Annotated in this window: 12 protein-coding genes; 7 read left to right on the forward strand and 5 right to left on the reverse strand. The window is 51.4% G+C overall.

Features of this window, described 5'->3' with window-relative positions:
• Positions 1–13 precede the first annotated feature (13 nt).
• On the reverse strand, positions 14–1,672 hold the full coding sequence (locus tag JUF11_RS03275) for an Nramp family divalent metal transporter (RefSeq protein ID WP_204118297.1): 1,659 nt from the start codon (positions 1,670–1,672) through the stop codon (positions 14–16).
• Between the two features lie 417 nt (positions 1,673–2,089).
• Here JUF11_RS03275 and JUF11_RS03280 point away from each other — a divergent pair, with 417 nt between their 5' ends.
• On the forward strand, positions 2,090–2,758 hold the full coding sequence (locus JUF11_RS03280) for a VIT1/CCC1 transporter family protein (protein ID WP_204118298.1): 669 nt from the start codon (positions 2,090–2,092) through the stop codon (positions 2,756–2,758).
• A gap of 46 nt (positions 2,759–2,804) precedes the next feature.
• On the forward strand, positions 2,805–3,503 hold the full coding sequence (locus tag JUF11_RS03285; RefSeq protein ID WP_236000392.1) for a VIT1/CCC1 transporter family protein: 699 nt from the start codon (positions 2,805–2,807) through the stop codon (positions 3,501–3,503).
• Between the two features lie 89 nt (positions 3,504–3,592).
• Here JUF11_RS03285 and JUF11_RS03290 read toward each other — a convergent pair whose 3' ends face one another.
• Complete coding sequence (locus JUF11_RS03290) at positions 3,593–4,054, reverse strand: NUDIX hydrolase (protein ID WP_204118299.1); 462 nt, start codon at positions 4,052–4,054, stop codon at positions 3,593–3,595.
• Positions 4,055–4,255: 201 nt separating this feature from the next.
• Between JUF11_RS03290 and JUF11_RS03295 the strand changes: the two genes are divergently transcribed.
• Positions 4,256–5,539 carry an extracellular solute-binding protein gene (locus tag JUF11_RS03295; RefSeq protein ID WP_204118300.1) on the forward strand — a complete coding sequence of 428 codons (1,284 nt, stop codon included), beginning with the start codon at positions 4,256–4,258 and terminating at the stop codon, positions 5,537–5,539.
• 91 nt (positions 5,540–5,630) lie between these two features.
• Here JUF11_RS03295 and JUF11_RS03300 read toward each other — a convergent pair whose 3' ends face one another.
• The gene (locus JUF11_RS03300) at positions 5,631–6,038 is read right to left on the reverse strand and encodes a PTS sugar transporter subunit IIA (protein ID WP_204118301.1); all 408 of its coding nucleotides are present in this window, start codon (positions 6,036–6,038) and stop codon (positions 5,631–5,633) included.
• A 95-nt stretch (positions 6,039–6,133) separates the two neighbouring features.
• Positions 6,134–8,872, reverse strand: coding sequence for a sigma 54-interacting transcriptional regulator (locus JUF11_RS03305; protein ID WP_204118302.1), 2,739 nt, complete (start codon positions 8,870–8,872; stop codon positions 6,134–6,136).
• A gap of 237 nt (positions 8,873–9,109) precedes the next feature.
• On the opposite strand from JUF11_RS03305, the gene JUF11_RS03310 reads away from it, so the two are divergent.
• From JUF11_RS03310 to JUF11_RS03325, 4 genes are read left to right on the forward strand one after another with little or no spacing between them, the layout of a single operon-like run.
• Complete coding sequence (locus tag JUF11_RS03310; protein ID WP_236000397.1) at positions 9,110–9,589, forward strand: PTS sugar transporter subunit IIB; 480 nt, start codon at positions 9,110–9,112, stop codon at positions 9,587–9,589.
• A gap of 2 nt (positions 9,590–9,591) precedes the next feature.
• A complete protein-coding gene (locus JUF11_RS03315; RefSeq protein ID WP_204118304.1) occupies positions 9,592–10,404 on the forward strand; it encodes a PTS mannose/fructose/sorbose/N-acetylgalactosamine transporter subunit IIC in 813 nt (270 codons plus the stop codon).
• Entirely contained in the window at positions 10,401–11,231 is an 831-nt protein-coding gene (locus JUF11_RS03320; RefSeq protein ID WP_204118305.1) for a PTS system mannose/fructose/sorbose family transporter subunit IID, read from the forward strand. Before JUF11_RS03315 ends, JUF11_RS03320 begins: the two co-directional genes overlap by 4 nt.
• 10 nt (positions 11,232–11,241) lie before the next feature.
• The gene (locus JUF11_RS03325) at positions 11,242–11,961 is read left to right on the forward strand and encodes an alpha/beta hydrolase (protein ID WP_204118306.1); all 720 of its coding nucleotides are present in this window, start codon (positions 11,242–11,244) and stop codon (positions 11,959–11,961) included.
• Positions 11,962–12,590: 629 nt separating this feature from the next.
• On the opposite strand, the gene JUF11_RS03330 is transcribed toward JUF11_RS03325, so the two are convergent.
• Entirely contained in the window at positions 12,591–14,636 is a 2,046-nt protein-coding gene (locus tag JUF11_RS03330) for an LPXTG cell wall anchor domain-containing protein (protein WP_204118307.1), read from the reverse strand.
• Positions 14,637–15,007 lie beyond the last annotated feature (371 nt).

Here is a 15,007-nt window from a genome sequence, read left to right on the forward strand (position 1 = left end):
TGCTGTCTCCTCCTTAGGCTTCAGTGTGTTTGTCTTCGGCGGTTTCTTTGGCCCGTTCGGCGTTGATCATGGTGTCAGCTGATTTACCAGCGGCTAAGAGCTGATCGCGGCCCATGCCGGCGGCCAGCAGCTTCTTGTTGCCGCGGTACAGGTCGGTGACACACCAGCCGAGCAGCAGCACGATCAAGCCAATCGAAATGTAGGCTAAGACATGTGCCGTGGTGATTTCGCTGGCTGAGGCATGCGCGCCGAGGAAGCCGGCGTAAGAGTCAGGCAGGTTCAGCATATTCAAGAAGGTGAGGCCAAGCACGGAAATCCAGCCGCAGATTTTGACCCACAGCGAGTTCTTGAAGCGGCTGCCCATTTCAGCGGCACTATCGGTCATCATCAGCAGTGGCAACATGGAAAATGGCAAGGCGAAGGCTAGGAACACCTGTGAGTTATTCATCAAGGTGTTCAGCGCCTCGTGTTCATCCACGGCTGACAGATTGCGCGTCATCCACACGCAGACCAGCACCGGAATGACTGAAATCAGCCGGGTGACCAGACGCCGCGCCCACAGCGGCATCTTCATGTGAATGAAGCCTTCCATGATCACCTGACCGGTTAAGGTCCCGGTGATGGTGGAATTTTGCCCGGAAGCCAACAGCGCAACAGCGAACAAGGCCGATAAGGCGCCGGATTTAGCCACAGCAATCAAAATGCCGTTGCTGAGCACGGAACTATCGGAAAGGGCTTGGTACAAGCCGAAGAAGGACGGATCCTTCACGGCGCCGCTTTTGAACACCGCGACCCCCATGATCAGTAGCAGGGAGTTGACGACAAAGGCGACAGACAGTTGAATATTGGAATCCCACTGGCTGAAGCGAACCGCAGTGGCGACTTCATCCTCATCATCGTGGTTGATTTTCCGCGTTTGGGAAATCGCCGAGTGCAGATAAAGGTTATGCGGCATGACCGTGGCGCCAATAATACCTAGCGCCCCGTTCAACGGCGACATACCATTGACCACCGGATGGGAAGCAATGGCGCCAGCCGATGGCACTAAGCCTTTGATGACGCTGAGCCAGTCAGGCCGGCTCAAGGCCACCTGATAAACAAAGACCAGCAGAATCACCATGATCAGGGTCACCACAATCGCTTCGATTTTCCGAAAACCGATGCGGGTGAGGAGCAATAATAGCAAGACGTCAAAAACGGTGATGAACACGTCGATCACCAGCGGAATGCCAAATAATAAGTACAAGGCAATGGCGGCGCCGATGACTTCGGCAATATCGGTGGCCATAATGGCCAACTCAGTCATAATCCAAAGAACGATACCCAAGCTTTTGCTGGTGCGAGCGCGAATGGCCTGCGCTAAATCCATGCGACTTACGATGCCAAGTTTAGCCGCCATGTTTTGCAGGAGCATGGCAATTAAACTTGAAATCAAAATGATGGAAATGAGGAGGTACCCGAAGTTTTGTCCGCCGGTGATACTGGTTGACCAGTTACCTGGATCCATGTAACCGACGGCGACCAAAGCCCCGGGACCTGAATAAGCCAGTAGCGTGCGCCAAAACCCTTTGCCCTTGGGCACCTCCACTGTCCCGTTGATTTCCTCCAGTGAGGGGCCGTTGGCGTAAGCAATCAACTTGCGCGATTTAGGCGCGCTGTTTGTCTCCTTCAACTCAATCAATCCTTTCTGAAATCACCTTTAGTATACGCCCCTGAAAAGCGATGTAAATATTTTATTTAGTGGTGCCTAACAAAAATAACGAGGCCTTGCTGGCGACCAGGGTAGATGATGAAAGCGCCAAAAGTGATTAAAGCCCGAAATTAAAGGCTGGCAAGCTGGGTAAAATGATAAATGAAAGCCTGCATCAAGGCACTTTCAGCCGTGATACCAATCCGGATGGTGAAGGCGGCTGAAAATGACCAAAGCGAGGCGCCGAGGTTGTTTACTTGACGGCGATGCCGTTCATTTGTAAACTCACAAAAAGTTAGGAGTAGCGAAATAATTTTTCTTGGTGGTTTACATGACGCTAAACGCGGACTACAATCGATTTTGTTACATTGGAGTGGTTCCAAAAAGCGAGGGAAAAGCATGAAACTTGCAGAAAAAGTGAACGTCATGCGGGCAAGCGTGATGGGGGCCAATGACGGCATTTTGTCGGTGGCCGGGATTGTGATTGGGGTAGCCGGCGCTACGAGCAACAGTTATGCGATTTTGCTGTCTGGGCTGTCAGGCATGCTCGCCGGCACGGTGTCGATGGCGATGGGGGAATATGTCTCGGTCAACAGTGAGCGGGACGGCCAGCGCCAAGCGATTGCCCGGGAGAGTCGCGCGCTGGATAACGATTACCAAGGCGAGTTTGATTTTATTCAGCACAAGTATGAGCAAACCGGGATTTCGCCCGACCTCGCCAAGCAAGCCACCCATGAAATGCTCACTCGCGATGCGCTGAACATTGCCGTACGGGAACGCTACGGCTTTGATCTCAACGAAAAAGCCAGCGCCATCGCGGCGGCCCTAGCTTCCATGATTTCTTTTCCGACCGGCTCGATTTTGCCGCTGGTCGCCATCTCGGTATTTCCACCGGCGATCAAAGTCATCGCGACAGTCATTGCCGTCATCATTGCCTTGTCCTTGACCGGCTACACCGCGGCGGCTTTGGGCCATGCCAACCGCGGGAAGGCGATGCTCCGCAATGTCGTCTCTGGCGTGTTGACCATGGCAGTGACTTACGGCATTGGGACGTTATTTGCGCATTAAGCGCTAGCGGTTGGTCGGAATTTTTTAGCAGAAGGCGGCGTTGAGCATGAAAGCAATCGTGAAACCAAAAACCAAAGCCCAGCAGACGATGGCCGAGCGCGCCAACACTTTGCGCGCCGGGGTGCTCGGGGCCAACGACGGCATTTTGACGGTGGTCGGGGTGCTGTTCTCGGTCGCGGCCGCCACCACCAATCAGTTCACGATTTTTATCGCGGGCTTGTCGGATTTGCTGGCGTGCGCGTTTTCCATGGCGAGCGGCGAGTATGCCAGCGTGAGCTCCCAAAAAGACACCGAGCAGGCTGTGGTGGCGCAGGAATCGAAGCTGCTCAAAACCGACTGGGCCGGCGAGCGCCAAGCCGTGATCGACTATTATGTCGCGCGGGGCGTAACGGCAGCGACGGCGGGTCAAATTGCCGATCAACTGCTGCAAGAAGATGCGCTAGGCACGGTGATTCGGGTCAAGTACGCTTTGAAAAAAGGCCACTACATGAACCCGTGGTATGCGGCATTTTCCTCGCTGGTGTCGGCAGCCAGTGGCGGGATTTTTCCGCTGTTTGCGATGACGGTGCTCCCGGTGGGCTGGCAGTGGCCAGGAACGATTGTGGCCGTGCTACTGTCGGTGTCATTAACCGGGTATCTGGCCGCCAAATTCGGAGATGGGCTGGTGAAAACCGCGATGATCCGCAATATCATTGTCGGCATCATCACCATGATCATTCACTACGCCATCGGTCAGCTGATGTAATTTTTATGCAAGCAAAAGCCGCATCTGCATTGATGCGGCTTGTTTGATTCGTGAGTTTTGCTCATGCGGGGCTGGTCGCTAGCGGTTGCTTAATCGCAGTGCGCGGCGGCGTAAGCAATCATGTCCGCATTTTGCTGATTAAGCAGCGGCGGCAAGGCGTCCAGTGGCCAGAATTTCACTTCTGTGGTTTCATTGGCATCGGCTTCGGCAAAACTACCGCCGATTTGTTCAACTTGATAGAGCATCGCAATGGTTTGGCACACGTCGCCATTGGGATACACCGTTTCCCCTTGATCGAATACCGACAGCGGCTTGACGATTTTGACGTCCAGGCCGCTGTCTTCTTTGTACTCGCGAATCAGTGTCTGGGCAAAAGTTTCGCCGTATTCCATGTAGCCGCCGGGCAAGCTCCAGGTGCCGTTATCGGTGCGATGATTAAGCAAAATCTCCCGCTTGTCGTTCAGTAGCACCCCGCCAGAGCAGTTCAAAATCAAGGGCATGTGCCCGACTAGCCCGCGAATACGCTTGATGTAGCCGTAAGTTTCTGGCATAAAGCACCATCCTTTCGCTTTCAGAATACACTAGCCGTTAGGGCGGCACAAGACCGACCAGCCGGTAAAGAAATCGCTTTCGGTTGGCTCGCCCCAAGCTCTGGATTACAGAAAATAGGGCTTAGCACTTTCCTTTCCCTGCAAAAGTTGGCATAATGATGGGGTGTCAAGACATCATAGACAGCATGGGAGGAAAACAGAATGAAAAAACGCACAAGCCGCTGGCTGGCGTTCACTTTGGGGTTATTGTTGACAGTGGGGCTTGCCGGCTGCGGGGGTAAGCAGCAGGCGAAAGCCGACACACCAGTGAAAATTACGTACTGGCATCGCATGACCGGCTCTTGGGACAAGGCCCAGCAAAAGCTGATTGATGAATTCAATCAATCGCAAAAAGACTACAAGGTCGTGGCCACCTCGCAAGGCAGCTATGACGCCTTGCAGCAAAAGCTGATGGCAGCAGCGAAGTCCAAAACGCTGCCTGTGATGGCGCAAGCGCCATACACCAACATCGGCGACTATGTGAAAAATGACTTTCTGATTCCGTGGGATAGTCAGATGTTAGACGGGGCTAACAAACTTTCGGCGAGCGCCAAGGCTGACATTTTTCCGAGTTTCTTAGCCGCTGGCAAGTATGAAGGCAAATACTATGGCTTGCCATACTCGGTTTCCACCCAGGTGCTGTTCTACAATCAGGACCTCATGACCAAATACAACCTCACCTTGCCGAAAACCTGGGCGGATCTGCAGGCAATGGGTCCGAAGCTCAAAGCGGCTGGCCTGGGCGTGATCGCCACGGATCAGTCCTACGATGTGCAGCTGGAAGGGATGGCGAAGCAAGCCGGCCATCAGCTGATTACACCCGCGAAGAAGGCCAACTTAAATGCGCCAACGACGCTGCAGGCGGTGGATACGATTTTGAACATGCGCAAAGAGGGCTACCTCGTGACTGCCGGCAACGATTACTACTTCGACGTGGCCTTCACTCAGGGCAAAACCGTGTTTGGGATTGGCAGCTCTAGTTCCATCGGATCGGTGCAAAGCGAAGCCCCGAAAACCATGCACTGGGGTACTGCCATCATCCCAAGCTTCGCCAACGGCTCCACCGCCGCGCCGCTGAACGGTAATGACAATGTGCTGTTCAAAGGGGCAACCAAGCAGCAGCAAGCCGGCGCCTGGGCCTTCCAGAAGTTCTTGCTGAAGAAAGCTAACACCGCCCAGTGGGCCATTAAGTCCGGTTATGTGCCGGTCACTAAGAGCGGGCTGGCGTCTGCGACTTACCAAAAGTATCTGAAGGCTAATCCGACCTTCAAGGCTGCAGGGGACGCGGCAGATGATGCCTTTGCCTCAACCGTGTTTGCCGGTTACGGCGATTATCGCAATGACCTGATGGACACGGTGGATGTCACCGTGACGAAGGGGACAGCAGGGAAAACCGCCTTTGATGCGTTGCAGAAACAAACGGAAAAGATTTTACAAGCTAACTAAGCGGTTTCACGTGAAACAATCAGGCTAATAAGACTAAAATGGCGACCAGCTACATGCGCACTGCGCAGGGCTGGCCGCCATTTTTGATGGCTTAGCGACTAAGAAAGAAATCGTCGTCTGAGGTCTGTTGGATGATCACGGGGTGCAGGCTAGCCTGGGCTTGGTCAATGACATGTGCCAGGGCAGCGGCATCGGTTGGCGGCGCGAGAACAATCTGAAGGACTAAAGCCAGATTCATGCCACCAACCAGCCTGACATTCGGCAGATTGAGCAACTTCATGGCGGCGTTACACATCGACCCGCCAACGATATCCGCCAAAACTAGGACGTCTTGGTCTGCGGTGATGGTGGTCTTGATGGCATGGATGATGGTCTCGGGCTGGTCACCTGGCATCAGGCCATAAGCCTCCAGATTCGCCTGTGGACCAGCAATCATCTCAACTGCCGCCTTCATGCCTGGCGCTAGTTGATTATGTGAAACCAAAATTATTCTTGTCATTGTACCGTTACCCTCCTGGTTGTTCGAATCCCTATAAGCAAAAGACGTGCCAATTTATGTCGAGCCCGCAGGGGATTGCGCTGACAGCTGGTGGGTTAGGCTTCAAACACGATATCGTACAAATAATTCAGTTCACTATCAGGCACCTTCACCGCATAAGTTGATTCGATATCTGCTAGGGCCCGCCGTAGCTGAGTCAAACCTTGAACCCGCTCGTCCGGGTTTTGAGGCGAATAATCCAAAGGTTTGTCATTGCGAATCAAGCGCTCAATCAACGCCGAGATATGCACGTATAAGGTTGCCCGTTGGTTGTTTGAGAGATGGATTTTAGCCCCCTCTTCCAAGCGCTCAATCATGGCACCGACAGAGGCAATCACCTTGTGCACATCCAAAATCGTGACCGCTGACAACAGACGTTCAATCGAGACATTTTGGATCAGTTTTTCGTTAATACTTGTTAACACGTCTTTATCTTCGATAGTAGGGAACAGCTGATGCAAGACTTTGGAATCTTTGGTCGAGACCAGCGTTTCTAGCGAGATGAATGGCACGGAATCTAGCTGTGGATTGTTGGTGCCAACGATCGCCACCACGTCATATTGCTTGAACATTGGGGCAGTTTCGCGGTATTTACGCAGGAAGGCATAATCCACGGCTTCCACCTTGTAGTCGACATCTGTCGGGATACTGTTCTCAAGGAGGGTTTGAATCTGGCGTGCAGAGCCGACGCCAGTGTGGCAGGTGGTGACAATCATTGGGGTTTTCTCAATGACGGGGTAGGTCAGCTTATATTGCGGGAGCAGTTTATCTTGAGCGCGGCGCCCAATTTCATCAATGACAGCACCTTGCTGAATCATTTCTCCGACCAGTAGCGCTTCTTGCGTTGACACGTTGTTAATCAAGAGCAAGGGACCGTTCACCAAGTCGCCCAGCCGTTCTGGCAGAACCATCAGAGACCCCATGTCGACCAGGACAATTAAGCCTTTGTGGCAATCATACTTTTTGACGTATTCCACTAAGAAACGTTTGACCTGGTCCACCGAAACGGTGAGTGGCATGTCATAGGCGTCGAACACCTTGTGGTTAAGGAATTGATTAACGACATCCGCTATTGAGCTGGCGGTGGAGAAGCCATGCGCCAGAATTAACGCGTGCTGACCGGTTTCGACAGCGTTCAGTTCCAAAGACAGCAAGTAACCTAGCAATAACAGACGATTGAATGCATCAAGACGAAAATCCAACTGGGTGCGCACCAGATCCAAGAAGGCCTTTAACACCTGATTTTCCACGGTGGCATTTTCGGCCAAAACGGCGAGTAGATGCTCAATCTTGGCTTCATTGGCTGGGGGCAGCGCCATTTCGAAATCGTGCTTCCGGTACATGAAATTGGCAATGGCGACGACGGCGTTGCCTTTGATTTTCACAAAGAAACTCGAGTTCAAATAGTCGAAGAGCTTCTGAATTAAAGCCGTCATGTATTTCAGCGATTCATTTTCAAAGCGCTTGTCTTGATGCACCATCTGATCCATTAAGGCCGCGGATTCACGGGCAACCTGCTTACGCACCATCGCCGCAGTGAGCTTATGGGCCTGCAAGTCGCTATCGACTTGCAAGAATTTCTGAATTAAGAGATTTACCAAGGCGTTATCGTCGTGCCAAGCCTTGATGTAATCAGATAAAACACTTTGCGGGGTGAAAGTCACCGGTTCTTGAACGATGGTTTCTTGCTCATTAACGGCCAACAGATCAGTGAGTAGCCCATTGCCGATATTTTCGGTGGTCATCACCATGTGCTGCTTGTCGTCAGTTTTGGAGAAAACGCGGGCGCACAGGATGCGAATATCGGTTTTCAACTCACCAATATTGGCCTTATAAGTATGGTTATAGAGGCGGTTAATAATCCACGGGCTGACGGTGACGGTCATGTTGAGGCGGTTGGCCTCCTCGATAAATGAAGCATAAATATGCGAGCGCAGTTCGATTTTTGAGCGGTCATTCAGATTAGGAATCTTAACGGCAATGGGGATGCGCCGCATGAAGGTTTGTAAGAACGTACCCTGGAGGTCCTCCGTAGTGGCGAAAATCAGGCGCACATTGCTGTGCCGTAGCACCCCGGTGTCACCCATGCGCTGGAACGTACCGGTGTCCATAAACGAGAACAACTTTTCTTGACTCTCCGGGTCGAGCCGGTGACACTCATCCAGGAACAAAACGCCGCCATTGGCCTCTTCCAGCAGACCTTTCATGTCGGTAACGGCACCGGTAAAACTACCCTTGGCATAGCCGAATAAATTGCTCGATAACAATTCTGGATTGTGATAATACTGGGCACAATTCAACGTCAAAAACGGCGCGTTCTTGCCGAGGATGCCTTCTTGCCGGCAATACTCATAAGATAACCGGGCTAAATGACTTTTCCCAACGCCGGTATTGCCTGACAAGATGAACGGCAAGCCGTTGGGCGGATAAGCGAGCGCGGTGATGATGCGCTCAATGTCTTCTTTCATACTTTGGTCACTGCCAATGAAGGCTTTGAAGACATTGTTATGTCTGACTTGCTCATGCTCCAGTTCCTCAAGCGAGGCATAGACATCGAGCTTAGGCGCAAAAAATTGCGCGGAAAAAGCTTCGCGATCAGCAAAATAAGTCGGGCGTGATTTGATTTGCACGACTTGCCGCTGTTTTAACAGTTCGTTGAGATATTGGCTAGTGGTATTGCGGCTCAGTGATACCGCTTGGGCAATCATCTCGGTGGTGATTTGGGTGAGGTCTTGCAAGCTTGATGCGGCTTGGGTGGCTTGCCGCACTTCAGCTTGGACTTGCGAAATACCCATGACGTCCTCCTTCGACACATCTTTTATTACTTAACATTCTGTCGAAAACATCATAGCATCTATTCAGATATTCACAAGCACCATTTGTAAGCGCTGCATCACAGAAATTAATTTTAGCCGGTCCCGTGCGGCTTAGCGCGTTTTCGCCAAAAGTTGGCACCGTACTTGCTTAAGCCTTAGTGAAGGCCTAAATTATTTTTCTGCAGAAATTATCAAGAGGTGAGTTTATTGATCAAAATGTTGAGAATCGACGAGCGGTTGGTTCATGGGCAAGTGGCACTGATTTGGAGTCGCAATCTAGGGGTTAACCGCATTATTGTGGTCAACGACAAAGCAGCCAATGACCCGATTCAGACGGCATCGCTAAAAATGGCAACGCCGGATACGATGAAAGCCATCGTGTTAACCCGGGAAAAAGCTAAGCAAATGTTTGCCGATCCCCGGGTCCAAGCCTTAGATGTCTTGATTGTGGTGAATAATCCCCAAGATGCCCGCTTTGTGACTGAGCATTTGGCGGGTATTCCTAGGGTGAATATCGGTAACTTTGGTCGAGTTGGGACGGCAGACAAGAAGCAGTATACCGACAATCTTCGCCTCAGCGATCAAGATGTCGCGGATCTACAAGCAATCGAAGATAGTGGAATTACCGTTAATTACCAGATTGTTCCTGACCAACCACTAATTCCGTTTGACAAACTTATTCGTAAAGGAGCTTAAACATGGTTATTCAAGCCTTACTTATTGCCATTATCATGTTCCTCACTAAATTCCTTGACTGGGGCTTTTTCAACATTAACATTCGCCCAATCTGGATTGGCCCATTAGTTGGGTTAGCACTTGGGGACTTGCGCGAAGGCATCTTAATGGGGGCGGCCATTGAAGCCGTCTTTCTTGGCACCTTTAGTGTTGGGGGTTCTGTTCCCTCTGACATTTCTTCCGCCGCAGTTTTTGGCACAGCATTCGGGATCTTGCTGAACAAAGGCACTTCTGCAGCCGTGGCCCTGTCAATTCCAATCGGCTTACTCGCCGTTTTGCTGTTTAACTTAATCGCCGGTGTGATCTTTAACTTCGTCGTTGACTTTGAAGATCGGGCAATTAACAACCACAATGACAAGCTTTTCACTGCGGCCCATTATTTTGCCATCATCTTTTATCCGCTGGTGTTCGGGATTGCCGCTTTCATCATCATGATGGTTGGGGTTGAACCCGTTAAGAACCTGATGGATAACATGCCAGCGTTCGTTAACAATGCGTTGACTGCGATGTCTGCAGCTTTGCCTGCCGTTGGGATGGCTATCCTGGTTAACTCCATGTGGGACAAACAGCTGATTCCATTCTTCTTCGTTGGGTTCGTACTGGCGGCTTACCTGAACCTGGGCACCATGCCAATTGCCGTTTTAGGCGCTGCCTTTGCGGTTTACTACATTCTGACCGATTTCAGCAAGCGCAAGAACCACCAGAATCCTGATGGTCCAGCTGCTGGCAAGTCTGGCAACGCTAATTCCGAAGAAATGGAGGACTTCCTATCGTGAGTAATCAAACTAAAAATCTGACCGCAGAGGATAAGAAAAATATTCATAGCATTTTCTGGCGCGGCTTCACCGTCATGGGTGAAATGACTTATGTGCGGATGCAAGGCCCTGGTTTCGGTTGGACGATGATGCCACTGATGCGTAAGCTCTACAAGGATGATGATCAGTATTACGCCGCGGTAAAGCGCCACATGCAGTACTTTAATACCAACCCAGTCTTCCTGCCTTTCCTTCAGGGCATTGTGTATCAAATGGAAAAGGAAAATGCCGAGAAGCCCGTTGAGAATATTGAGGAAAGTGTCCAAGGCTTAAAAGTTGGCCTGATGGGTCCTTTGGCCGGGTTAGGCGACTCCTTCTTCACTGGGACTTGGCGGGTCATCACGACTGGGGTGGCCTTGGGGCTGGCCGCTAAGGGGAATATCCTTGGCCCAATCCTGTTCCTGTTGCTTTTCCATATTCCATATTACCTAGTCCGTTACTATGGCGGGGTTTTGGGCTATAAAGTCGGCGCGAACTACATCGCCGAAGCACAATCGAGTGGGTTACTCAAATCGATCACTAAGGGTTGCTCAATGCTTGGGCTGATCATGATCGGCGCGATGAGCTTCCTCAACGTGCCCCTGAAATTTACCGTTAACACCAAATTCGGCGGGGTGCCATTCAAGCTCCAAGATACGCTTGACGGCATCTTGAAAGGCATTGTGCCACTGGCCGTTATCTGGTTCCTGATTTGGTTGCTGCGGAAGAAGAAAGTCTCCACGACGGCGGTTTTGATTAGTGTCATTGTTGTTTCTGCCGTTCTTGGTGGCCTGGGCATTATCATCTGAGGTTAGGCATATGATTATCGAAGGTACCTATTTTTCTAAATCGCTCTCTCGCCATGTCAGTTATGTGGCAGTGTTGCCGAAAACGCTGACGCCGAATACCCATGTTTTGTTCCTCCTTCATGGGGTCAACGCCAATGAAAAGGCTTGGCTGGTCAATACCCCTTTACCAGATCTCGCTAATGAAAACAACATTGCTTTCTTCTGTCCCAATGGTGAAAATAGTTTCTACACCGACCATCAAGACGGTGAAGATTATGGTACCGCGATTGGTCAAGAATTCTATGACGCGATGGCAGCAACGTTTCGGCTAGACTTCTCTTACCTCAACGTCGCGCTGGCCGGCTACTCCATGGGCGGGTATGGCGCGGTTAAACTTGGCTTGCAGTTTCCTTACTACAGCGCGCTTGGCGCCTTCTCCCCAGCGTTCATCTTCTACAAACGCCATCGGGGCGATCCGGTGTTCAAACATGTTTTCGCCAAAGGCCTCGAAGGCAGCGAAAACGATGCGGTTTATCTCTACCAAAAGCGGCTCGAAGCAAGTCAGCCACTTCCTCAGATTCGCTTGTATTGTGGGGATGCCGATCCACTGGACGAACATACTAGAGCGTTTAAGCAAGCAGTTGACGCGATGGCGCCAGCACCGCTAGCTTATCAGCGGCAACACGGCTTCCATGATTTCTCGCTATGGCGGCCGGCATTGACCGATTTCATTGCCCATCTTTGGCACTAAACACGGTGATACAATTCAAAGCAACAAATTTTTAACGAGACATGAAGACATCCAGATGGCGTCATCTGGGTGTTTTTTTTGTGGCTCGGTGCAGAACTCCAGTTGCGCCTCATCCGCTGACGTATGCGTTTAATAGCGGTTTAAGAGGGGAGTAGCTCGCTGGTTTGAGACCCATCCTATCAGTGAATACGGTCTTTTCATCAGGAAGCAACCTTGGCTGGTTGGGTTCGATAGGACGGTTGGATGCTGATCGTCAGCGTTTCGACTGCTGACGAGAGAGCTTGAGGACGGGGCTACGTCAACCAGCAAACGAGGCGACTCTGCGCTGACTTGATCGCGCAGTGACAGATATGATGAGCTGGCACTAAACTCCTGCGTGTCGCGTGCTTTGACCGGCTGAGGCGCGTGCCTCGAATACAGCGGAGTTGAAGGGGACTAGTGATATCGGCTTGGTCAATAAAGACTCCAGGAGCTACAACGACCAGTCACAACGGCAACCACGGCCTTGCCACCACTTGTTGATAGCCCTTCATTCTGCTTAACTAGCTGCCGATGAAACGACACAAAAAGAGCTGGTAGGCGTTTGCCTATCAGCTCCAAGCTAAAAATATCGGCCAGAAAGGTTCGGATTAAGCGTACTTGCGGTAAAGGCTGAATCCAGCCGCCATTAGCACTACTACCAGCATTCCTACTCCAGTCAATAGTGCGGCTTTGTGGTTACCGGTTTTAGGTAGCGTGTTGGTGCTCCGCTTGCTCTTAGCGGCTGCGGAGGTAGTATTTTTGTCGCTCTGCGCTGTAGGTTTGGTTGCTCCGGTGGCATGGCCTTTGTTTGTCGTGGTGGTTGTAGCCTTGCCATGATCAAAACGACTGTCGACGCTGGTCGTGGTTTTGTCATCGGTGGTTGGTGTGGTGGTGCCGGTTTGCGGTTTGTTATCGGTAGTCGCAGGGGCTTCTGGCTCATCAAGAAGGGCTGGTACGGTCAGTCCAGCAGCGCCTTGGTTGACTTCGCTACGCGTACCAAACAAGTGAATGTCGGCGAAGCTGGCAATCCCAGGCCAGGCGGGGTCAGTGGCTGGACCAGGTTCGTCGACTTGAATCTTGATGTAACGATAGGCCGCTTTTTGCTGCGTTTCAGCAATCGGCACGTTTTGCATCTGATTGTCTAACTTGGTGGTGGCGGTAGTTAGCTTGGTCCAAGTCTTGCCATCGTTGGAACCATAGAGATTGGCGCCTTGGGTGCGATTAGGGAAACCAGTCCGCGCCAAGAAGCTGGCACCAGTGATGGTCACTCGATAGTCGGCGCCGAAGTCTAAGACGGCAGGGGTCATCCAATCGCCACCGTAACTGGCTGGGTCATCATCGACTAAATTGCTGGTGGAGAAGGTCTGCTTGCTGTCAATGGCGCCAGTTTTATCTAACAAATTGGCCTGGGCCAAGTCGGTGTAAGCCGCATAGTTGAGACTGCCATCCTTCAGGGTTGGATTGAGTAATTCAGCTTGTTTGATGGCGTCGGCATAGGCTTGTAAGGCGGTTTGGAACGCCGCGTCATCGCCACTCTTAAGCAACGCTTTGACATGATCGGCCGCTTCATTAAGCTTAGTAAGTGAGGCGGTGGTGTACACGCCACTGGTTAACGTCTTTGTGGTGTTGTTGTAGGCCTGGGTGCGATTGTCTTCAACCGTAATCGTGAAGGTTTTGGTTATGGTCCGTTGCTGATTAGTGGCTTGAAGAATCACGGGATAAGTGCCCGCCGTTGTTGCGTGGTAAGTCATCGTGCCATCCGCAGCGAGCGTCAATCCTTTCGGTGCATCAATCAATGAAAGCTTGGTCGCGTTGGTTGCGGTCAATTTTTGCGTTAGCGTTTTGCCAGTAAACATCGCCACGTCCTGGGCATTGTCGCTGAAAACCGGCAAAGCGGTAGCGTCAGTGTAGCAGCCAGCATTGAACGTGACTTTGGTGTTTTGCTTACTAATGACCGCAAAGAAGTCGAGATTGGCTTGACCGCCTTTGGTTGGGTAGGCGATCGTGATCCATTCGTTATGCGTATCAGGGAGGGCAATGGTTTGATAAACCAGATTTGGTTTATTGTTGCTGCTGATTAAGAGTTTAGCCTGGCCATTGGTCTTGAGCTTCAGGGCAAAATAGCCATCTGCTGGTTTAACTAAACCAGTTAAGGCAACTTGGGAACCACCGCGGCTAGTGGTCGTGTCCTTAGGATAAAGCGCATCATAGGCAGTTTCTTTGATGCTGCTTTGGTCTTTAGCAGCGGTGACCGTGATGCCATCCTTATCGCGAGTCGCCAAAGTTGTGTCTAACGGCGTCCCCAATTGACTGAAGCTGACATCACTGGTTTTGCTGATGGTGCCTGGGAAAGTTTCAGTCGCGGTAGCTTTGGCAGCCGGCATCGAAAGCCAGTAGTCGGTGCCGATTTCGGTAATCTTGCTGTCGCTGTACGCGCCCCAGTAATTCAAGGCCGTTGTCCCTTCGTAGAACGTGGTGCCATCCAGGTGCGTGGCCTGGGTGGTGATGGCCGGGTATAGCTTGGCAATCTCTGCCGGGGTCATGCCTTCCTGGAAGCGATAGTAATCATAGATTTCACTTGAGACGTAAGGTTTATTCAAGCGGCCCCGACCATCGATGCTGACGGCGCCACCGAAGTCGATGAGGTTCTGCACGCCATCGGCTTCGATAGCAGGATGAGTAGCATCACCTTTTTGCGATACTTGAACCCAAGGAATCGTTTCACCCGAATTGTAGCGGTAAAATTGCTCGGCTCCGGCAATCAGGCGATTATTGCCAAAAGCATAAGGATCAACGGCATTGGCAGCAGTTGACGCAGTACCGGTATTGGGATCAACCTTGGTGCCTTGGTTGTTAATGATGCGAGCTAGGCCAGTCAGACAAAAAATATCGCCTCAATTTTCAAGTCAAGTGCAACGATGATAACGAATTCTTGATAGTGGTCTAGGCTGTTACGCCATGCATCGGTAGTAATCGCATGGGCGAAGATAGTTCAGAATACGTCTGGGACGATGGTTCAGTGCGG

Source organism: Lacticaseibacillus suilingensis (assembly GCF_016861845.1).
Classification (GTDB): domain Bacteria; phylum Bacillota; class Bacilli; order Lactobacillales; family Lactobacillaceae; genus Lacticaseibacillus; species Lacticaseibacillus suilingensis.

Excerpts from the sequence above, each read along its gene's own strand:
- JUF11_RS03280 (WP_204118298.1), top strand. The coding sequence starts at position 2,090 with ATGAAACTTGCAGAAAAAGTGAACGTCATGCGGGCAAGCGTGATGGGG.
- JUF11_RS03305 (WP_204118302.1), bottom strand. The coding sequence starts at position 8,872 with ATGGGTATTTCGCAAGTCCAAGCTGAAGTGCGGCAAGCCACCCAAGCC.
- JUF11_RS03300 (WP_204118301.1), bottom strand. The coding sequence starts at position 6,038 with ATGACAAGAATAATTTTGGTTTCACATAATCAACTAGCGCCAGGCATG.
- JUF11_RS03325 (WP_204118306.1), top strand. The coding sequence starts at position 11,242 with ATGATTATCGAAGGTACCTATTTTTCTAAATCGCTCTCTCGCCATGTC.
- JUF11_RS03315 (WP_204118304.1), top strand. The coding sequence starts at position 9,592 with ATGGTTATTCAAGCCTTACTTATTGCCATTATCATGTTCCTCACTAAA.
- JUF11_RS03310 (WP_236000397.1), top strand. The coding sequence starts at position 9,110 with ATGTTGAGAATCGACGAGCGGTTGGTTCATGGGCAAGTGGCACTGATT.
- JUF11_RS03290 (WP_204118299.1), bottom strand. The coding sequence starts at position 4,054 with ATGCCAGAAACTTACGGCTACATCAAGCGTATTCGCGGGCTAGTCGGG.
- JUF11_RS03295 (WP_204118300.1), top strand. The coding sequence starts at position 4,256 with ATGAAAAAACGCACAAGCCGCTGGCTGGCGTTCACTTTGGGGTTATTG.
- JUF11_RS03285 (WP_236000392.1), top strand. The coding sequence starts at position 2,805 with ATGAAAGCAATCGTGAAACCAAAAACCAAAGCCCAGCAGACGATGGCC.